The following is a 19,475-nucleotide window of genomic DNA, read 5'->3' as shown; positions in this document are numbered from 1 at the left end:
CCCCGCCTCACTTACCAACGGTCGCCTTTGCGCACAGTATTACCAGAATTCGAATAACTCAACCACAATCGCTCGCCCGACTAGAATGATTTCCGACGGGGTATCCCCCGTATATACTAGTCGGACTCTGTCGTAACACATCACCCGGAATTGCCTTAATCCGCATATCTGGGTGCTCTAGTCCGGGTTTCTGTCGTAACGTCTGTCGTAACGGCTGGGATTATGTCATAACATGATGTAACACTCGGAACTGGCGCCTCTACTGCTTGTTTTCGGCCGATACCCACATCTGACGATTGGAGGCGTGCTGGGGCCGAAAAGCATTGATAGAATATTGATTCGTCGCCGTCAATGAGCTTGAAGATGCAGTCTCGAGTGGCGAGGCTATCCTGTCTCGTGGCGGTGCGCTCGGAGGCCCTTAGGCGAACCAACGTTCGAGGTGCGGCGGGTCTCTTGCTTGTCGGCCCAGTCTTGGACACCTTCGACCCCTAAATTAGATCAGCCAGTTACTGGTTTGGAGAAATGAGTTAGCCCAATCCTGTAGCCGTGGTCGGCGTCACCTGGTAGCCGATCAACGCTATCGAGTGCGACCGCTACGATCGGTCTCCAGTTGCTTGTTTCCGCCAAATCAAGTGGTTGAGTAGGGGTTATCGGTGATGAGGAACCATTTGAGGATTCGTGCTGAACCGCGTCGCAGTGTTTCGCTTGCTGTTGCCGCTTTGATGACATGTGAAGACGATAGATAGCACCGTGTCGGATTTTTTCGCACTGGCAGTCACCATCAGACCCACCTCTCATGCCGTTGGTAGAATTCGGACAAATTCATCGCTCGTGCTCGCCAGACTAGAATGATTTCCGACGGGGTGCCCCCCGTCTATACTAGTCGGACTTTGCTGTATGTTCTGAGCCGGTTTTTGGGTTTCTTCGGGAGAGAGGGTGTCTATCCTCGAAAAATGCTGCTAGAAATGCCGCTAGAAATGCCGTAATGGGTGGATGAATGCTGTAATATGGCGTAAGAGGGCGTTACTGCGGGGATTTCGCGGGTTCCGATAGTTGGTGAGTGGAGGCTATCTTTGGAGGGGTGATTTGCTGTAAGACGGTGTTATATTTCCGACTCGTCGAGGTTTTGAGGTCGATGCCCGTATCGTATCGGTTTGTTGCGCCACCTCGATATTCGGTCGTCCGCTCAAGGTCGAGCTGGTATCCTAACCGACGAGTGAACCAGTTTTTCGAACCCGGTGATATAGAACGCCCCGTCTCGCGATGCGTAGCGCGCCATCGAGACACGACACTTGGAGTGTTTCTCCGCCCTCAAATCGGCATAAAGAGTCGTAACCGCCATCAAGGCACGTATTTCGGCGTGTCGGACAGAGCGATACCCTTTCAGTTGTCGGCCCTGAAGCGTGTCGCTAATGTACATCGTCATCGTCGGCGCAGGTGACATCGGCGACCCCCTCACCGAGATTGCCACGAAGGGTGGCAACGAGGTCGTGGTCATCGAGCGCGACGAGGAGCGCGCGGAGCGGGCGTCGCAGCGGTACGACTGCCTGGTCATCAACGACGACGCGACGTCGAAGGAGACTCTGGAGGACGCCGGCGCGGACCGCGCGGACGCACTGATTTCGACGACCGACCAGGACGCCACGAACGTGATGGTGTGTCTGCTCGCGCAGGAACTAGAGGTCCCGGACGTCGTCTCGGTCGTCCACAACCCGGAGCACATGAACCTGTTCCGGCAGATTGGCGTGAACACGATGCAAAACCCCCAGCGCCTCATCGCGGAGTACCTCTACCGGGCGGTCAAGCGACCGTCCATCGTCGACTTCATGCGCATCGGTGAGGAGGCCGAGGTGTTCGAGATTACCGTCGAACCGGACGCCCCGATTACGGGGAAGACGCTACGGGAGGCCGACGAGGAGGGGCTGCTCGAGGGCGAGTTGCTCGTCGTCGCCATCGAGCGCGACGACGAGGGCGAACCGATAACGCCCCGCGGGAACACCCGCGTCGAGGCTGGCGACCTCCTCACGGTTTACTCCAGCAAGGGCGCAACGCCCGAGGTAACCGACGTCTTCGGCCACACGGAAGACCGCTCGTAGCATGACTCGACAGAACGGCGACCTGCTCCCGACGGACCTGCAAATCATCGCGCACGACGTCGGGTCGCTGGTGTTGATGGAGGCGGGCCTGATGGTGATTACGTCGCTCGTCGCGCTCGGGTTCCGTGAATTCCACGCCGCGCTCGCAATCTTCCTCGCGGCGGGCATGACGGCTGCTATCGGTGGGGCGACGAACCGCGCGTTCGCGGACGCGCCGGACCCGAAGATGAAACACGGAATGGTCATCGCCGCGGGTGGATGGCTGATGGTCGCGGCGTTCGGCGCGCTCCCGTTCTTCCTGACGGCGTGGCTGACGCCGCCGGCCGCCATGGAAGCGTTCGTCCCGGCGGCCACTGACACGAGCACGTGGGAGCCCATCGGCGTCGCCGGCACGACGACGCTGTCAAGTCTCGCGTACTTCCGGGACCCCCTGCACGCGTTCTTCGAGAGCATGAGCGGGTGGACGGGCAGCGGGCTGACGATGGCGATTCACGAGCCGTCGCTCCCGCGAGCGTTGCAGTGGTGGCGGTCGTTCATCCAGTGGGTCGGCGGCGTCGGCGTCATCGTCCTCACCGTCTCGATTCTCTCTCGGCCCGGCAGCGGGAGTTACGCGCTCTACCAGAGCGAGGCCCGCGAGGAGAAGATTCACCCGAGCGTCGTCTCCACCGTCCGCACGGTCTGGAAACTCGTCGTCGGCTACACCGTGCTATCGTTCGTCCTGCTGTTCGGCGCGATTCGCTACAGCGACAGCGAGTACGTCCAGTCGCTGGAACTCTGGGAGGTCGCGTGGCAGGCGCTCAACCACGCGATGACAGGGCTCACGACGGGCGGGTTCTCCGTCACCGACAACTCGATTGCGACCTACAACTCGCCGCTCGTCGAGACCGCGCTCCTCCCGATTATGATTATCGGGGCCATCGCGTTCCCGGTCCACTACGTCGTACTCCGGGACCGGACGGTCGGCGAACTCGTCTCGGACCTCCAGACCCGCTGGCTGTTCGCCCTGCTGGCGCTCGGGATCGCCGTCCTCTCCGCGCAGAACGTGCTGTCCGTCTCATCCACCACTGGAGCGTTCGCGACACAGTCGTTCCTCCCGTTCGCCGTGCCGTCGCTCGACGCGGCGCAACTGGACGCCATCCGCGACTCGACGTTCCAGTGGGTGAGCGCGCTGAGCTGCACCGGGTTCCAGTCCGCACCCATCGGCCGCTGGCTGGCCGGCGCGAAAGTGATGGTCGTCGGCGCGATGGTCGTCGGCGGCGCTGCCGGGTCGACCGTCGGCGGCATCAAAATCATCCGCGCGTACACGATTGCCCGCGGCATCATCTGGCAGTTCTCCCGCGTGTTCCTGCCGAAGAACGCCGTTGTCACCGCCCGAATCGGCGACCGGACGCTCGACCGCGAGTCAATGGAACGAGAGTTCAGCGAGGCGGCCATCGTCTCGCTGCTGTGGCTGCTCGTGCTCGCCGCCACCAGCATCGTCCTCGTGAACCTCGCCGGCCCCGAGTTCGGGTACGCCGACGCGCTCTTCGAGGTCGCTAGCGCACAGGGCAACGTCGGGCTCTCCTCAGGCATCACGGGCCCGACGATGTCGCCGCTCGCGGAAGCGATGTTCACGCTCAACATGTGGGTCGGCCGCCTCGAAATCATCCCCGTGCTCGTGTTCGTTCGCGCCGGGCTCTCGGGCCTGAACCCGTAACCGGGCGTCGTCGCGTCGCCGCGCCGCTCGGAGATTCGGCCTGGTTCAGTCGCCACAAAGCCTTTTTACTCCACAGCGAGCATCACAACCATGTCCGAACGAGTCCCCCGCAACTCCCGCAGCACTGACCTCGGCATCGGTGCCGCCGCCGGTGCCGTCGCGTACGTGCTCGGCTACCTCCTCACGTACCTCTGGCAGGGGTCATCCGTCCAAGAGCAACTCGAAGGCTACAACGCCATCGTGGAACTCCTCGGCGGCGACCCGATTCCGACGTGGAAGGCCGTCGGCTGGCTATTCTACAATGCCCATGGCGTCTCGTTCACCGTCCCGTCGCTGGGCAGCGGGCAGGCCACCCGGAACCTCATCGCGGACGGGAGCGCGCCGATGCTGCTGTACCTCGTGCCCGCGGTCGTCGTCGTGCTCGCCGGCTTCGTGCTCGCACGCCGCGCGAACGCCGCCGACGCGTCCGGGGGCGCACAAATCGGCGCTCGCGTCGTCCTCGGCTATGTCGTGCTCGCAATTGCTGGCCTGTTCGTCTTCGAGTACGCCTCGGGCGGGAGCGCGATTCACCCCGAGTACGCGCTCGGCGTGCTGCTCGCTGGCGTCGTCTACCCCGCAGTCTTCGGCGGCATCGGCGGCGCGCTCGGTGCCGTCACGTCGACCTAGAGGTCTCGGGCGACCATCTCGCCCCAGTGCTCGAAGCCGTAGCGCTCGTAGAACGCCTTCGCGCGCTCGTTCTGCCGGTCAACGTCTAACACCATCCGGTCCAGCGGTAGCGACTGCTCGCGCGCGACGCTGAGCGCGGCCTCCATCAGGTCGTCCGCGACGCTCGTGCCGCGGAAATCGGGTGCGACGTAAACCTCGTTGAGCACGGCGGCGTCCCAGACGAACGCCATCGATTCGGGGAGCACGAAGACGTAGCCCGCGAGTCCGTCCTCGCGCTCGGCGACCTGCACGCAACGCTCGTTCTCGGTGACACAGCGGTCGACCCAGTCGAGCCAGTCGCTCCGGTACGCTTCGTCGAGTTTCGCCTCGTAGGTGGCCTGCTTGGCCTCGTCGCCCGTGCCCTCGCCGAGTCCCGTCTCGAAGCCACGTTTTAATTCCCAGAGGGCGTCGCTGTCCGCGTCCGTGTACGGCCTGACCATACCTCGGCTTGGACTGTCGCGGCGTTAGCGTTTGGCTTCTCGGAACCGCCCGACGGCGCCCGCGACGGCGGTGAGCACGACGACCAACTGGAAGCCCGAGGCGACGACGGGGAACACGCGCTCGGCGTTCGCGGGGTCGCTGCCGCGTTCGAGGTCGACGCCCGTGTAGTAGTGCGTGTTCTCGGTCGTCCCGCCGACCGTACCGCCGCCTCCGGGCTCGTCGCCGAAGTCGACGAACGTCTGGACGACGCCCTCCGTGCTGGAGAGCTCCAGCGAGCCCGTGAACGTGTAGAAGCGGTCGTGCAGCGGGTAGAGGAGGTTCACGCCGTTGGTCATTAAGTCTGGGAGGATGCCGCCGAACAGGAGCGCAACGACACCCACGACCGCGACGTGCGGGCCGTCGCGGCCGAACTTCGCGTGGAGCCACGACTCCGCGCGGCGCGTGTCCCAGACGACCAGCGCACCGAGGACGGCGGGCAACAGCGCCGTGTGGAGGAGCGCGCGGTGGCCGCCGGCGATCCAGACGCCGAGGAAGGTGTCGACGTCCGGGAGCGCGGCGAACGCGCAGACCACTGCGAGCGTCTTCGCGTCGAACTCCCGGAGCAGCGCTGTCGCCACCAGCGCGCCGAACGCCACGTGGACGACCGTCGAAGGCATACGTGTGTCACTGTCTCACGTGAGAATGGGTCTTTCTCTTCGGCACGTGTCGAAGTTCTCCGGCAGACTTTTTGCCGGCGACACCTGAATTTCGGCCATGACTGACGACCCGCGCGCGGACCTCGCCGAGCGCATCGCCGGCGACATCACGCTCAGCGACGACCCTGGCGCCACACTCCGGAAGTGGCGCACGGACTTCGACGTCTCCCAGACCGCCCTCGCCGAGGAGCTCGACGTTTCGTCGTCTGTCGTCTCTGACTACGAGAGCGGCCGCCGCTCCAGCCCTGGCATCGCGCTCGTCACGCGCGTCGTCGAGGCGCTGCTGGACATCGACGAGCGCCGCGGCGGCGACCACATCCGCCAGTACGGCCGCGTGCTCTCCGCAGGCTTCGACAGCGACGTCGTCCTCGACCTCCAAGAGTATCCAACAGCGCTCCCCGCCGGCGAACTGTACGACGCCGTTGACGCCACCGAAGTCGTCGAGGGCGACCGCGACACCGTCACCGGCCACACCGTCATCGACTCCATCGAAGCCATCCGCCGACTGCGCGCCGACGAGTTCTACCGGCTCTACGGCCAGTCCACGAGCCGCGTGCTCTCCTTCACGAACGTCTCCCGCGGCGAGAGCCCGCTGGTCGCACTACGCGTCGTCAACCCCACGCCGAACGCCGTGCTCCTCCACGGCCTCTCCACAGACGACCTCTGGGAACACGCACCCGCGCTCGCACAACGCGATGGCTATTCGCTGGCAGTCACAGAAATGGATATCGAGGAGATGCTGGACGCACTCCGAGAACACGCCTGAAGCGAGCGCTCGTGCTTGAAGACCGTTAACTACTCGATGTAGGTGTATTGGCGCTCGTTCATTGGGCCCCAGCCGTCGAAGACGAATTCACTGTCAGGCTGCGTGAATGGCTCCAACTCGACGGATTTCTCGTGGTTGTGCCGGTCGTGAATCTGCTCGTACTCCGAGAACGAGAGGTCGTAGCGGCGCTCAACCTCCGCATCGACATTCAGTTCGGCGACCTCGTCCTCGAAGCCGGGCTGGACGGTCTCCTCGTGAATCTCGGCCTGCGCGCCGGAACCGTACGACGCCACGAGGAGCTTCTGACCGGCGAGGTCGCGGCCCTGCTCGACGGCGTGCTTGAGCGCGCTGACGCGCGCGATGTGGACCGAGCCCGTGTACCAATTCCCGACCTGACTGGAGATGTCCAGCGTCGGGTCGATGGCCTCGCCGTACCACTCGCGGTACGCGTCGGTCTCCTTGAGGTCGTCGACGTACTCTCGGATGGCGTCCTCGAACGCTTCGCGGGAGTCGAAGTCGTCGCGGCGCGGCTGCCGGCCGATGTCGTCGGCGAGCGCCTCCTCGACGTCCGTCCCGCGAATCATGTGCCGGTAGCCGAGTACCGCGGCCTTCCGCACCATGCCGGGGAACGGCGTGTGGAACGGGATGAACGCGTAGTCGTCGGGGTGGGTGTCGCCCGCGGCGCGCTCGAAGTCTTCGAGGGCTTCGCGCATCCGTGCGAGGTACACCTGAACCGAGCGCTTGCCGTCCACGCTCGGGAACTGCTGGTTCGGCTTCAGGAAGTCCGTCTCGTCCGCGGAGCCGTACCCCTGCTCCGTGGAGAGTTTCACGAGGTCCGGGTCCTCGGTGATGTACATGGCGACCGCGCCCGCGCCCTGCGTCGCCTCGCCTGAGGAGTCCCGCGCGTACAGCGCGGTGTCGGTCGCGATGACGAGCGCGCCGCGCCCGCGGTTCCGCCCCGCGAGAATCCAATTCACCGCGTCGTCCAGCGACTGCGTGCCCGCGATACACGCGAACTTCCGCTCGCCCTTGTTCGCGTGGTGGAAGTCACCGTCGTAGACCTGTTCGAGACACCCGGCGATGTACGTCGACACCGGCTTCGAGTTGTCGAACGAGGACTCCGTCGCGACGTCGATACGCCCGATGTCCTCGGGTTCGAGGCCCTTCCGCTCCATCAGGCGGTGCGCGGCGTTCGCGCCCATCGTCACGATGTCCTCGTAGGCGTCCGGGAACGACGACGAGAACAAGCCCAGTCCTTTCGTGTACTTCTCGGGGTCGTCGCCCTGCTCGGGCGCGAACGTCTCCGCGAGGTCGAGTTTCAGCCGCCCCGTTCGCACTTCGATGGCGTCGATGCCGACGCTAGTCATGCCCTCGTCTACGCGAAACGGTCATATGGGTTTGTCGATGGTTGATTTCGACGCGTGTCGACTATTCTGGTTTATGAATATGGCACTACGTCTCTGTCTTGCTCGATTCCGTCTTCATCGTACAGAATAACGCGAACACCCGTTGCTTGGTTCGCACCCTTCACATTCTCGGTCTGCGGTTGCGTGTCCTCGACTGCGATATTCTCAGTCTCCTCTCGGACTGTCCCATCCTCCAGTGACTGTATCACCACAGTCGCGTTGTCGTCGGTAGTGTCGGCACTGAACTCAACTTCGATGTTATTTCCGCCACCTGCAGCGCTCGCACTATTTATCGTGACTCCGTACGTCGGTCCATTATCGCTGTCACCGCTACGCGTCGCGTCAACGTCTACTCTCACACGCTCGTAGGTAGTGGCATTTTCGAGAATTCTGAGTGTCGCGTTCCCCGAAGTGCCATCTGTCACTTCGAACGTCGCTCGGCCGCTCTCGTCGGTTGGCGTCTCGTTCCGCTCGAACAACGCTTTTCCATCGCTGACGTTCACTCGAACGCCACTCTCCGCGTTGTTGAACCGGTCCCGCGCTTCCACAGTCACTCGGTCGCCACGATTCTCAACGAGCGTTAGGTAGTGCGCTGGCGGATTCTCCGTCCCGCTCCCGACGCCGACGCGCGCGGTCTGGAGCGTGAATTGGTCGGTCCAGTCCACTTGGACGACGACGCGGTCCTCGGGCGTGTCGACGACGTCGATGACGCCGGGGTGACTGCCGAGGTCAGTCCGGTCCTCCAGCTGACTCGCCGACAGTCGCGTCGGTACGGAGACGTTTACTGGCTCACCGGCCTCGTTCGGCTGGACCTGGACGCGCTGGTAGGGCGCGCTCAGCGTCTCCGGACTGACTGTCACCGAACTCGCGCGCGTCGTGCTCAGCGAGCCGTTGAGCGTGACGAGCGTGATAGTCCGCGTCTCGTTGTCCACGAGCAGCTGCTCGGTGAGCGGAATCGCGGTGCCGCTGTTCGTGTTCGGGTAGAAGTTCGAGAGTATCGACGTCTCATAGAGGAGATTCGGCGCATTGTCGTACTCGTGGTAGTTCGGCTCGTATTCGAGATACTTCGTGGACGCCGTCCAACTCCCGTTCAGGAAGTGTCTGGTCTCCTCGTTCGTCGCGTTAATATTCGACACGCGAATCGTGCTGTTCTCGTAACTTCCCGTCCGCAGCGTGCCCGTCGCTGGCGGCGGGTTCATCAGAAAGACCCGAGAAGGGTACTGGGTGCCGAGCGCGACCGAGACCGGCTGCGAGTTCCCAGTTGCAGCCGAACGGAGCAGTCCGTTCCGCACGTCCGTCATCTGATTCTGGACGGTCTGGCTGTGCTTGTACTCGATGTCGGCGTTCTGCGAGGGGACGACTGTCGCCTGGTAGAGCGAGAGCGCGATGATGAGCGTGGCGAAGAGCAACACGGCCCCGATCTGGACCGTGACAGCCCTGTTGTCGTCCCTGAAACGCACGGTTGTGTGGACTCGTGCGGGCAGCGGCATAAACGCGACGCCTACTGCGGCGTCGCCAACAGTAGCCTGCGGCAGGCTGGCTCGCGGTCGTCAGTCGTCGTCTTCGATGACTTCCGGGTCCGAGAGCGCGCTCTGGAGGCTGTCGAGGCCGTTGACCCACTCCGTGACGAGGCCGTACTCGACGTCGTCAAGGATGTCCATGTTGAGGTCGTCGCCGTCGATGACGCGCGTGCCGGCGCAGGCGCTCAGGCCGAGCGCGCGGTCGAGGTCCTCTTCCTGTTCGGCTTCGACGGCGGCCTGCACGTAGCCGGTGACGTCAGTCTCGTCGGCGACGCCGTCGGCGATGTACTGCTCGGCGCTGTAGAACACGCAGACGAGGCTCGTCTGGACGCCGTCGACGAGCATGAGCTTGTCCTCGTCCTCGAAGTCGGGCTCGGAGAGCACGACCTCGCGGATGTCGGTGAGCTCTTCGAGGGCTTCCTCGTCGTCGATGGCGTCGTTGTCGTACGCCTTCAGGATTTTCGCGACCGCGATGGCGACGTCGTCCTGGAGGTTCAGGAGCAGGCGCGCGGAGTCCTCGTCCTCCGGATCGATGTCCTCGTCGCGCAGCCGGTCGAGCCAGTTCTGCCAGCGTTCCTCGGAGTAGAACTCCTCCTCGGGGGCACTCATACTCCGTACGCCGGCCGCCCGAGACAAAGGCCTTTCCTTCAACGGAGCGGCGAGTCACGCGTCCGCACGGTCCGTGACAGCCCGGGTCCACCGCCTGCTTGTTACTCGTCGAGTGTCCCGCGGGTGTCGATGCCGTAGACGGCTTCGGGGGTCTCGACGTGCGCGAGCCGGACGGCCTCGTCGTGGCCCTTCTCCTGGAGCCAGCGCACGCGTCGCGGCACCGTCTTCGGCCCCATCACCGCGCCCGGACGGTCGGCGTCGTCCACGAAGTCCGTCTCCATTAGGAACGGCTCGCCGACCTCGACGGCGGTCTCCAGGTACTCTTTGTCGCACATCACGCTCTTCGTGACGCCGTCGAGTTCACCGCTCGCGTAGTGTTTCACGACGCGCTCGGGCGGCAGGCCGGCGGCCTCGGCCCACTCCGCGATGTCCGTGAGGTCCTCGGTCGATTCGGTGTGGAGTTGGAGCGCGACCCCGGTCTCGGCGGCGCGCGTGCAGGCGTGCCGGATAACCTCGTTCGAGGCCTCCCAGACCGCGTCGCTGACGTCGTAGTGCGGACGGCCGGACTTCAACGCGACTGCGTGACCGTCGCTCGCGTACTCTGCGGCGACGTCGATGCCCGCGCGCATCAGTTCGCCCGCTTCCTCGGGCGTGAAGCCGCGGTCGTCCACCAGTCGCGAAATCAGGCCGGGATGGACGCCGAGCACGGGCCACGCGCGGCCCGGTAGGACTTCGCTGGCTTGCTCGACGAGGTCGATGGTCTCTTCGAAGACGGGCCGGAAGTCCGCGCCCTCGTCGGCTTCGATGCCGTGGTGCCACGACGGCTTGTTCACGACGAGCAGGTGTGTTCCGCCGAGGTGAGTGAAGTCCTCGACGGCGTCGATACTGCGATTGTCGGCGTCGAGGTGGAGGTGGTTGTCCAGTACGGGCGTCCCGAGGTCGGTCATGGCCCGGGGTTGGCGCGTCGCCCTCGAAAATCTGTTCGTCTACTCGCCGAGCACGACCGCGTCGTCGGCGGCGTTCCGGAGCGCGTCCGACCGCCCGTGCTCGCCGGGCGCGATGGCGAGCGTGCGGATGCCTCGTCGTCCGGCGGTCTCCAACACGGGCTTGAAGTCCGTGTCTCGGGAGGCGACAGCGAGCACGTCCACGCCGCCCTCAACGACGAGTTCGGTCGCGTCCACCGCGAGCTTCACGTCCACGTCGCCGCTGGTCACGCGGACGTCGTAGCCACGGGCCTCGGCGGCCTGCATCAGTTCGGGCGTCGCGTGCTCGTCGACGTACAGCCGCGTCACGGCCAGCCGGCCGGCTGCCTCCGCGGTCTCCCGGACGTCGTCCAAGTCAACGTTGAACTCCTCGCGGAGGACGTTCGGCCCGTCCACAAATAGGGCGACGGCTGCATCGCCGTCCCCATCGAGCAGGCCACTGAGTCGCTGCATACCCGCGTTCGGGCGCGCCCCGACAAATGCGTGCCGGAAGCACGGCGGTACACTGTAGTGGTTCGGGACAATACCACCGTTTGTGTCCGACTCCGAGGACTTGACTGAAGCCGACATCCGAGACGTCGTCCGCGAGGAACTCTCGAAGGCAGCGCGCTCGATGCTCTCGACGGTCGTCTGGACAGTGCTCGCCGTGCTTGGCGTGCTCGTCGGCCTGCAGTCGATCCAGGTTGCGTTCTACAGCCTCGGGATGGCCGCGCTCGGATTCGCGCTGTTCGGCGTCGTAGTCACGGCGTCCAGCGTGTACCTCCTCTATATCCTCCACGCGAAGTAACAGCGAGCACGAGTGCCCGGTAACCGGGTTGTCGTGTGCCGCCCGGGATACGAAAACATTACTTGTCGGCCGCCGACGCGAAGAGTATGGCTCTCCGAACGCCGCCGCTGTACGGTCGCCACGACGACCGCGGCGCGCAGTTCACGGAGTTCGGCGGGTGGGAGATGCCCGTCGAATTCGACTCCATCCGGACTGAGCACGCCGCCGTCCGGGAGTCGGCCGGCGTCTTCGACGTCTCCCACATGGGAGAAATAGAAGTCGGCGGCCCGGACGCCGAGCGGTTGATGCAGCGGCTCACGACCAACGACGTCGCCGCGCTCGACCCGGGCGACGCCCAGTACTCTGCAATCACGGACGACGAGGGCGTGCTGCTCGACGACACTATCGTCTACCGGCTCCCCGAGGGCGACGACGCCGAGTACCTGTTCGTGCCGAACGCTGGCCACGACGAGCAGATGTACGAGCGGTGGACCGACTACCGCGACGACCACGACCTCACGGCGACCGTCGACAACGTCACCGGAGAGTACGGTATGGTCGCCGTGCAGGGCCCCGACGCACCGGAACTCGTTGCGGCGCGTGCCGACGACTCCGTGCTTGACCTCGGTCGCTTCGAGGCGAAGTACGCCGACGTCGCGGGCGTCGAGTGCTGGGTCGCCAACACCGGCTACACGGGCGAAGATGGCTTCGAGGTTGTGTTCCCGGCGGACGGTGCGGGCGCGGTCTGGGACGCGTTCGCCAACGACTGCCAGCCCTGCGGGCTCGGCGCGCGCGACACGCTCCGGCTGGAGGTCGGCCTTCTCCTCTCCGGACAGGACTTCCACCACGAAGAGAACCCGCGCACGCCCTACGAGGCCGGCATCGGCTTCGTCGTTGACCTCGACACCGAGTTCGTCGGCCGCGACCGCCTCGCCGCCCAGAAGGAGTCGGGCGTCGACGAGGCGTTCGTTGGCTTCGTCCTTGAGGAGCGCGGCGTCCCCCGCCACGGCTACGACATCCAGAAGGACGGCGACGTCATCGGCGAAGTTACGAGCGGAACGATGAGCCCGACGCTCGACGAACCCATCGGCCTCGGCTACGTCGACACCGACTACGCCGATGACGGCACCAGCGTGGAGGTCGTCGTCCGTGGCACCGGCAAACGAGCAACCATCACCCCCACACCTTTCATCGACTCATGAGCTTCGACGTTCCCCAAGACCTGTACTACCTCGAATCGCACGAATGGATAGACCCCGACACCGGCCGCGTCGGCATCTCGGACTTCGCGCAGGACGAACTCGGCGACGTCGTCTTCGTCGAACTCCCCGCCGTCGGCGACGACCTCCAGCAGGAGGAAGAACTCGGCGTCGTCGAATCCATCAAGGCCGTCTCAGACATCTACGCGCCCGTCTCCGGCGAAGTCACTGACGTCAACGACGCTCTCGAAGACCAGCCCGAACTCGTCAACGGCGACCCCTTCGGCGACGGCTGGCTCGTCGAACTCGACTTCGACGAATCAGAGCTCGACAACCTGCTCGACGCCGGCGAGTACGCCGACCAAATCGCATAGGGACCTTTCGCGTTCGCGGCGCTCGTCCGCGTTGCTTACTCCCGTATGGTCCGGTGATATTCTGAGTTCTATCGGCTACTCGGTCGCCGGATACCCGCGTTTTGTGCCGAACGTTCTTGTCGTGCTGGTGTGACTGTTCTCGAATGGCACCGACTGTCGACGACTTGCGGAACGAGATTCGAGAGTCCGTCGGGCGGTACACGCGCGTCGAGTCCACCGGCTTCACGAAGGAGGCGCTGGCGGCCATCTGCGGGACGCTGGGGTACGACGTCCAGAAGGGGAGTCTCCCGTCGAAATCCGTGATGCGTGCGGAAATCCGGGCGCGCGTCGGGCTGGCCGATGAGCCGGACCCCGAGAGCGCCGGTGGGGCGTTCCGGAAGGCGGACCTCGAAGCCATCGCTGAGGCGCTCCGCGAGGACTGAGACTCGCAACGCTTGCCATTAGAATACCTCGTTCGTGACCATTTCGACGTTCGACATCGACTATCGTAACACATTCGCGCATACTTTTCGAGTTGGTTGTGTTCCGGAACCGGGGGTATCTTGGTTGTCCGTTCCGCAAGTCCCGCGTATGTCTGGATTCGATGGCGGTCCGTCGCCGGGAGGACGACCATGAGTGGGCGCGGCAGTGGGAGCCCGTACGCGCCACACACGGACGCCGAGACCGAAGCGATGCTGGACGCCGTCGGCGTCGACGACGTCGAAGCGCTGTTCGACATCCCCGACTCCGTGCACTTCGACGACAAGTTCGGCATCGACGCCAAGTCCGAGCAGGAAGCCGTCGTCGAGACCAAGAAGCGCCTGCGGCGCAACGACGACCTGACGGAATTCCTCGGGCGTGGCCACTACGAGCACTACGTGCCGTCGCTGGTCGACCACCTCGCCCAGCGCTCGGAGTTCCTGACCTCGTACACGCAGTACCAGCCCGAGGTCACGCAGGGGTTCCTGCAAGCCCTCTTCGAGTACCAGTCGATGCTCGTCGAAATCACTGGGCTGGGCGTGGCGAACTGCTCAATGTACGACGAAGCGACCGCGCTCGCGGAGGCCGCGCTGCTTGCCAAGCGCGTGCGCGCCGCGGACGGCGACCGCGTGCTCGTTCCCGACTACGTCCGCGACGGCCACGTCAGCGTCCTCGAGAACTACACGAACGGCGCGGAGGTCGTCGTCGAGCGCTACGGTACCGACGCTGGCAACGTCGACGTCGACGCGCTCGCCGACGCCATCGACGACGACGTCGTGATGGTGTACGCCGAGAACCCCACGACGACCGGCGCAGTCGAGGAGCACCTGAACGAAATCGGCGACCTCGTCGACGACCACGACGCGCTGTTCTGCCTGGGCTCCGACCCGGTCGCGCTCTCGCTCCTCCAGCGTCCCGTCGACGTCGGCGCGGACGTCGTCGTCGGCGACGCCAGTGTCCTCGGCCTCCCCACGAGCTACGGGATGGGCCTGGGCGTGTTCGCGTGCCGCGAGGACTTCCTCCGGCAGGTCCCAGGGCGGCTCGTCGGCGCGAGCGAGGACGCAGACGACAATCGCGCGTACACGCTCACGCTCCAGACGCGCGAACAGCACATCCGCAAGGAGCGCGCGACGTCGAACATCTGCACGAACCAAGCGTGGGTCGCGCTCCGTGCCGCCATCCACGCCGCCTCGCTCGGCTCTGAGGGGCTCGTGAACCTCGCCGAGCGCATGGTCGAACTCCCGCGCGACCTCGCGGCGGACCTCGACGACATCACGGGCGTCCGCGCGCCGGTCCACGACCGCCACCACTTCCGGGAGTTCCTCGCACATACCGACCAGCCCGCGCCAGCCATCGCCAGCGACCTCGAAGCCGAGGGCTTCGCTGTCCACGCCGTCGGCGACCACCGGCTGCAGGTCTGCGTCACGGACGCCAACGAACACGCTGCCGACCGCCTTGTCGCCGCGGTCGAGGAGGTGACCCACTGATGGAGCACTACGACCAGGCCGCCTACCGGCAGGTCGACGACGACCAGTACGAGCCGCTGCTCGCCGAGAAAGACGAGACGACCACCGAGGTCGAGTCGCCGCTCCCCGACGAATTGACGCGGGACGAACTCGAACTGCCGAGCCTCGCCGAGCCCGAACTCGCGCGCCACTACGTCCGGCTCAGCCAGCAGAACTACGGCGTCGACTCCGGCCCGTACCCGCTGGGCTCGTGCACGATGAAGTACAACCCCCGGTTCACGGAGGACGTCGCCGCGCTCAACGCCGCGAGCGTCCACCCGGACCGCTCCGCCGAGAGCGTCCAGGGAACGCTCGAACTCCAGCACGACCTCCAGGACTACCTCGGGCGCATCGGCGGCATGGACGCCGTCACGCTTCAGCCGCCCGCGGGCGCTGCGGGCGAGTTCGCGGGCATCCTGCTCGCGGACGCGTACCACGAGGCCAACGACGAGGGCCACCGCGACGAAGTGCTCATCCCGGACTCCGCGCACGGCACGAACTTCGCCTCTGCTGCACTCGGCGGCTACGACGTCGTCGAACTCCCCTCGGGCGACGACGGCCGCGTCGACCTCGACGCCCTCGACGCCGCGCTCGGCGAGAACACGGCCGCGCTCATGCTCACGAACCCGAACACGCTCGGGCTCTTCGAGCGCGACATCGAGCGAATCGCGGACATGGTCCACGACGCGGGCGGCCTGCTGTACTACGACGGCGCGAATCTCAACGCGCTGCTCGGCCGCGCGCGCCCCGGCGACATGGGCTTCGACATCATGCACTTCAACGTCCACAAGACGTTCGCGACGCCCCACGGTGGCGGTGGCCCGGGCGCAGGCCCGGTCGGCGTCACCGAGGCCCTCGCGGAGTTCCTTCCCGAACCCCACGTCAGGCAGACTGAGACTGAGAAGTACGAGCGCTACACGCCCGAGCACTCCGTCGGGAAGGTCCATGGCTTCTCGGGGAACTGGCTCGTCCTCGTGAAGGCGTTCGCGTACATCGACCGCCTCGGCGACGACGGCCTCAGCGACGCCTCCGCGAAGGCCGTCCTGAACGCGAACTACCTCGCCGAACAGGTGGACTACAACGTTCCCCTGGGGCCGTTCCACCACGAGTTCGTCGCGAGCGCGGGCGACCAGGACGCCGCCGACGTCGCCAAGCGCATGCTCGACTACGGCGTCCACCCGCCGACGACGAAGTGGCCCGAACTCGTCGACGAAGCGCTGATGACCGAACCCACGGAGGTTGAGACGAAGGACAACCTCGACGACCTCGCGGACGCGTTCAACGCTGTCGCCGCCGACGACACGGAGACGATCGAGAACGCGCCGAACCGGACGACGGCCCGGCGAATCGACCAGACGAGCGCGGCCCGGAATCCCCGCCTCTCGTGGTACGACCTCGATTAACTTGGCGTCGCTGAGCGCGCGTAGTTAGCCAATCCTTATTACTCGAACCCGCCTCGATTAATACATGACCGTCGTCAGCGTCTCGATGCCCGACGAACTCCTCGAACGACTTGACGAGTTCTCCGAGGACCACGGCTACACCGGCCGCAGCGAGGTCGTCCGGGAGGCCGCGCGCAACCTCCTCGGCGAGTTCGAGGACAAACAACTGGAAGACCGCCCGCTCATCGGCGTCGTCACTGTCCTGTTCAGTTACGAGAACTCCACCGTCGAGGAGCGCATGATGAACCTCCGCCACGAGTACGAGGGGCTCGTGACGAGCAACGTGCACAACCACGTTGGCGACCACTACTGCATGGAGCTGTTCATCCTCGAAGGCAAACTCGACGAAATCTCGGAGTTCGTCGGGCGCGTGCGCGCCACGAAGGACACAATTACGGTGGACTACTCGGTGATTCCCGTCGACGGCTTCACGCCGCTCTCGGAGCGCTAGTCGACCACCCGTGGCTCGTAGATGCGTTTTCTCGCGTCCGGGATGTAGACGCGCTCCTGGACGAGGTCGGCCTCTTTCAAAAGCGAGAGCCCGTGGCGCGTCGTGCGCTTCGAGAGCCGCGTCCGGTCGCGCAGTTCGGCCTGCGTGAGCGGCGAATCGTACTCCAGAACCTTGAACACGAGTTTCGCGCTCGGCGGCAGGTCGGCTAAGCTGTCCCGGTCAGGCGTCGGTGCGTCGTTACCGTCGGCAAAAACGACCACTGGTCTCTGCCATACACGTCAGCCGACGACGGGCGGATAGTTAGGTGTTTGGCTCCTCCCAGAAACGGCCGGCGACCGACGTATTTTGATATAGCGATATACAGTTTACGAGTTCTGTCTCGGACGAGTGGTCAGGTGGTACACGGACTGACTGTAGGGCTCGGCGACCAATTCCTGCCAGTTGTGGGTGTACCGGTCCATCACGTCGCCGACGTCGCCGCGCAAGTACTTCACGAGGTAGCCGTCCTCGGTCCGTTGGCGCATCTCCGTGGTGAAAAAGTGCCGGAAGTAGTGGGGCGTGACGTTCTCTTCGACGCCTGCACCCGTCGCGTACCACCCGTTCTCCCGTGCCAAGTCGGTGACGTACGTCCGCACCATCTCGCTCGTCAGTCGCTCGCCGTAGCTCTCTGAAACGTTCACGAACAGCGGCTCTGCCGACGACGTTACGTCCGGACGAATTGCCAGCCACTCCACGAGCGCGCGCTCCACTTCGGCGTCGACGGGAATGCGCGTGTCGCGGTGGCGTTTGTTCCCCTCCGTTCGCTCCTCGCCGTTCACAGTGTCGCCGACGTCGATGTCACTAGTCACGAACAGCGTGTTCTCACGGTCGCTGATGGCCGCCCGCGGCTGGCTGTCGTAATACTCCGCTATCTCCCGATTCCCGAGATTGACGTCCCGCAAATCGAGGTTGCACAGCTCGCCGACGCGGATGCCGGTCTTCGCCAGCACCAGTACGATGGCGCGGTGGAGCGGATTGCGAATCGTTCCGACGAACTCCCGCATCTCTTCGACGGCGATGCGCCGCCGAGTCGGTGACGAGTCGCCGCGTTCGCTCATCTCCTCCATCACGACGACCATCGGATTCTCGTCGAATTTGCCCGTCTGTACCATGTACCCGTAGAAGCGGTTGACGTGGACAGCCTTCGTCCGTATCGACCCCGGTGCGTAGCCGTCCTCGCGCAGGGACTGAATCCACTGGAGGCAGTCCCCCCGAGTCGCGTCCTCGATGGGCGTGTCGTGGGCGGCAAGGAACGCACGGAGCTGCCGGAGCGTCGTCCGGTAGTCCCCGATGGTGCTAATAGACCGGCCGTACAGCTCCATCTCGTCCAGGAACGTCTGCACGGGGCCGTCGTCGTAGTCGGTCGCGGTGTCGCGCTGCGCCACGGTCAGTCCCCCTCCGTGCGGACGACGAGGCCGTCCTGTTGGATGTCGTAGTCGATCTTCCCGGTATCGTCGAGCCGGGAGAGGCAGTCGGTGATGGTCTGCTCGATGTCGCCAGTGATTTCCTGGACGACTGCGTCGCGACTGGCGCCGTCGGCGTCGTCGATGATGTCGACGATGCGCTGTTCGATGACGTCCTCTAGAGTGGTGTCTTCGCCGCCTGGACCCTGGGGGTCGAGGCCGAAATCCCGCCGTCCAGAATTCACCATCGCGCGGACGTAGGCGGACCGGCTGGCGAACCCCATCTGTTCGGCCTCCTCGTCGTAGACGTCGCGCTGGTGCTCGGGGACGGCGACGTTGAGTTTCACGTCCTCGTTCATGTTGTGCTGACCGTCTCGCGATGGGGGGTTAACGGTTTTGGTGTCTATAGGCGGATTAGGGAGATAAGCCCGCCATAGATACCAGGAGAGTGCCCACGCTCCACCCTGTTTTGGTGTTTGTAGCAGGGTTACTGCGGTAAGCAGTCTACAAGCACCACGAAATCCGGCCCTGTCACGACCGGATTTTCGCTGTCAAATCGAGACGCCACGGGCGACTTTCTCGGTGCTACGGCTACCTCTCCAGGACGCCCTCGTCGGAGCAGGCCTCAGTGTTTCTCCCCGACCGGAATTCCCGTCGCACACGTCACTCTTCTCCATCACGGCACAGCGTGCCTCGGAGAACGAGGACGTAAAGTGGTTCACATCGAGGAGGGCGAAGTCGATCTCGAGTGCAGGCACTACGACGGCCAGCTCGAGTTCCCGACTACCCTCCAACGCTTCTCGTCCGCTCTGGCGCACGTGTGTGGCCGCCACATCGGGAAAATAGCACTTCGCGGTGGTACCGGGTTACTGTTCAATCGCCTACTGTAAACCCTGTCTCGATGTGAATCCGACCGCCGC

At 64.8% G+C, this 19,475-nt stretch carries 21 protein-coding genes; 11 read left to right on the top strand and 10 right to left on the bottom strand.

Annotated elements, in window-relative coordinates:
• Nucleotides 1-1,412: 1,412 nt before the first annotated feature.
• The 3 genes from LPA44_RS08625 to LPA44_RS08615 all read left to right on the top strand — a co-directional run bounded on the left by LPA44_RS08625 (nt 1,413) and on the right by LPA44_RS08615 (nt 4,458).
• A complete protein-coding gene (locus LPA44_RS08625) occupies nt 1,413-2,096 on the top strand; it encodes a potassium channel family protein (protein WP_230889174.1) in 684 nt (227 codons plus the stop codon).
• Nucleotide 2,097: 1 nt separating this feature from the next.
• Nucleotides 2,098-3,792 carry a potassium transporter TrkG gene (locus LPA44_RS08620; protein ID WP_230889173.1) on the top strand — a complete coding sequence of 565 codons (1,695 nt, stop codon included), beginning with the start codon at nt 2,098-2,100 and terminating at the stop codon, nt 3,790-3,792.
• A gap of 90 nt (nt 3,793-3,882) precedes the next feature.
• Nucleotides 3,883-4,458 carry a transporter gene (locus LPA44_RS08615; protein ID WP_230889172.1) on the top strand — a complete coding sequence of 192 codons (576 nt, stop codon included), beginning with the start codon at nt 3,883-3,885 and terminating at the stop codon, nt 4,456-4,458.
• On the opposite strand, the gene LPA44_RS08610 is transcribed toward LPA44_RS08615, so the two are convergent.
• Nucleotides 4,455-4,937, bottom strand: coding sequence for a GNAT family N-acetyltransferase (locus LPA44_RS08610; protein WP_230889171.1), 483 nt, complete (start codon nt 4,935-4,937; stop codon nt 4,455-4,457). The genes LPA44_RS08615 and LPA44_RS08610 overlap by 4 nt on opposite strands.
• A 24-nt stretch (nt 4,938-4,961) precedes the next feature.
• Nucleotides 4,962-5,594 carry a metal-dependent hydrolase gene (locus tag LPA44_RS08605; protein ID WP_230889170.1) on the bottom strand — a complete coding sequence of 211 codons (633 nt, stop codon included), beginning with the start codon at nt 5,592-5,594 and terminating at the stop codon, nt 4,962-4,964.
• 97 nt (nt 5,595-5,691) lie between these two features.
• On the opposite strand from LPA44_RS08605, the gene LPA44_RS08600 reads away from it, so the two are divergent.
• Nucleotides 5,692-6,399, top strand: coding sequence for a helix-turn-helix domain-containing protein (locus LPA44_RS08600; protein WP_230889169.1), 708 nt, complete (start codon nt 5,692-5,694; stop codon nt 6,397-6,399).
• A 29-nt stretch (nt 6,400-6,428) separates the two neighbouring features.
• Here LPA44_RS08600 and hmgB read toward each other — a convergent pair whose 3' ends face one another.
• From hmgB to LPA44_RS08575, 5 genes are all read right to left on the bottom strand, one after another.
• The gene (gene hmgB / locus LPA44_RS08595; RefSeq protein ID WP_230889168.1) at nt 6,429-7,766 is read right to left on the bottom strand and encodes a hydroxymethylglutaryl-CoA synthase; all 1,338 of its coding nucleotides are present in this window, start codon (nt 7,764-7,766) and stop codon (nt 6,429-6,431) included.
• A 71-nt stretch (nt 7,767-7,837) separates the two neighbouring features.
• Nucleotides 7,838-9,265 (bottom strand): hypothetical protein, encoded by a 1,428-nt coding sequence (locus tag LPA44_RS08590; protein ID WP_230889167.1) that lies wholly within the window; start codon nt 9,263-9,265, stop codon nt 7,838-7,840.
• A gap of 90 nt (nt 9,266-9,355) precedes the next feature.
• Nucleotides 9,356-9,934, bottom strand: coding sequence for a DUF2150 family protein (locus LPA44_RS08585; protein ID WP_230889166.1), 579 nt, complete (start codon nt 9,932-9,934; stop codon nt 9,356-9,358).
• Between the two features lie 101 nt (nt 9,935-10,035).
• Nucleotides 10,036-10,881, bottom strand: a complete 846-nt coding sequence (locus LPA44_RS08580; RefSeq protein ID WP_230889165.1) for a TatD family hydrolase — start codon at nt 10,879-10,881, stop codon at nt 10,036-10,038.
• Between the two features lie 39 nt (nt 10,882-10,920).
• A complete protein-coding gene (locus LPA44_RS08575) occupies nt 10,921-11,370 on the bottom strand; it encodes an NYN domain-containing protein (RefSeq protein WP_230889164.1) in 450 nt (149 codons plus the stop codon).
• Nucleotides 11,371-11,452: 82 nt separating this feature from the next.
• Between LPA44_RS08575 and LPA44_RS08570 the strand changes: the two genes are divergently transcribed.
• The 7 genes from LPA44_RS08570 to LPA44_RS08540 all read left to right on the top strand — a co-directional run bounded on the left by LPA44_RS08570 (nt 11,453) and on the right by LPA44_RS08540 (nt 17,113).
• Nucleotides 11,453-11,704 (top strand): hypothetical protein, encoded by a 252-nt coding sequence (locus LPA44_RS08570; RefSeq protein WP_230889163.1) that lies wholly within the window; start codon nt 11,453-11,455, stop codon nt 11,702-11,704.
• An 86-nt stretch (nt 11,705-11,790) separates the two neighbouring features.
• A complete protein-coding gene (gcvT, locus tag LPA44_RS08565; RefSeq protein ID WP_230889162.1) occupies nt 11,791-12,885 on the top strand; it encodes a glycine cleavage system aminomethyltransferase GcvT in 1,095 nt (364 codons plus the stop codon).
• Nucleotides 12,882-13,256 (top strand): glycine cleavage system protein GcvH, encoded by a 375-nt coding sequence (gene gcvH, locus LPA44_RS08560; protein ID WP_230889161.1) that lies wholly within the window; start codon nt 12,882-12,884, stop codon nt 13,254-13,256. The genes gcvT and gcvH overlap by 4 nt, the downstream gene beginning before the upstream one ends.
• Before the next feature lie 143 nt (nt 13,257-13,399).
• Entirely contained in the window at nt 13,400-13,678 is a 279-nt protein-coding gene (locus tag LPA44_RS08555; protein ID WP_230889160.1) for a hypothetical protein, read from the top strand.
• Between the two features lie 189 nt (nt 13,679-13,867).
• Nucleotides 13,868-15,202 (top strand): aminomethyl-transferring glycine dehydrogenase subunit GcvPA, encoded by a 1,335-nt coding sequence (gene gcvPA, locus LPA44_RS08550; protein WP_230889159.1) that lies wholly within the window; start codon nt 13,868-13,870, stop codon nt 15,200-15,202.
• On the top strand, nt 15,202-16,623 hold the full coding sequence (gene gcvPB, locus LPA44_RS08545; RefSeq protein WP_230889158.1) for an aminomethyl-transferring glycine dehydrogenase subunit GcvPB: 1,422 nt from the start codon (nt 15,202-15,204) through the stop codon (nt 16,621-16,623). Before gcvPA ends, gcvPB begins: the two co-directional genes overlap by 1 nt.
• A 64-nt stretch (nt 16,624-16,687) precedes the next feature.
• On the top strand, nt 16,688-17,113 hold the full coding sequence (locus tag LPA44_RS08540) for a CopG family ribbon-helix-helix protein (RefSeq protein WP_230889157.1): 426 nt from the start codon (nt 16,688-16,690) through the stop codon (nt 17,111-17,113).
• Here LPA44_RS08540 and LPA44_RS08535 read toward each other — a convergent pair.
• The 3 genes from LPA44_RS08535 to LPA44_RS08525 all read right to left on the bottom strand — a co-directional run bounded on the left by LPA44_RS08535 (nt 17,110) and on the right by LPA44_RS08525 (nt 18,914).
• Nucleotides 17,110-17,373: an ArsR family transcriptional regulator gene (locus LPA44_RS08535; protein ID WP_230889156.1), complete on the bottom strand. Its 264-nt coding sequence runs from the start codon at nt 17,371-17,373 to the stop codon at nt 17,110-17,112. The genes LPA44_RS08540 and LPA44_RS08535 overlap by 4 nt on opposite strands.
• Before the next feature lie 105 nt (nt 17,374-17,478).
• Complete coding sequence (locus LPA44_RS08530) at nt 17,479-18,537, bottom strand: tyrosine-type recombinase/integrase (RefSeq protein ID WP_230889155.1); 1,059 nt, start codon at nt 18,535-18,537, stop codon at nt 17,479-17,481.
• Between the two features lie 2 nt (nt 18,538-18,539).
• The gene (locus LPA44_RS08525; RefSeq protein WP_230889154.1) at nt 18,540-18,914 is read right to left on the bottom strand and encodes a DUF5805 domain-containing protein; all 375 of its coding nucleotides are present in this window, start codon (nt 18,912-18,914) and stop codon (nt 18,540-18,542) included.
• Nucleotides 18,915-19,475: the final 561 nt, after the last annotated feature.

Source organism: Halobacterium sp. KA-4, from assembly GCF_021028995.1.
Lineage (GTDB): Archaea > Halobacteriota > Halobacteria > Halobacteriales > Halobacteriaceae > Halobacterium.
The sequence above is the reverse complement of the archived record's forward strand: the minus strand, read 5'-3'. Positions and strand labels throughout refer to the sequence as shown.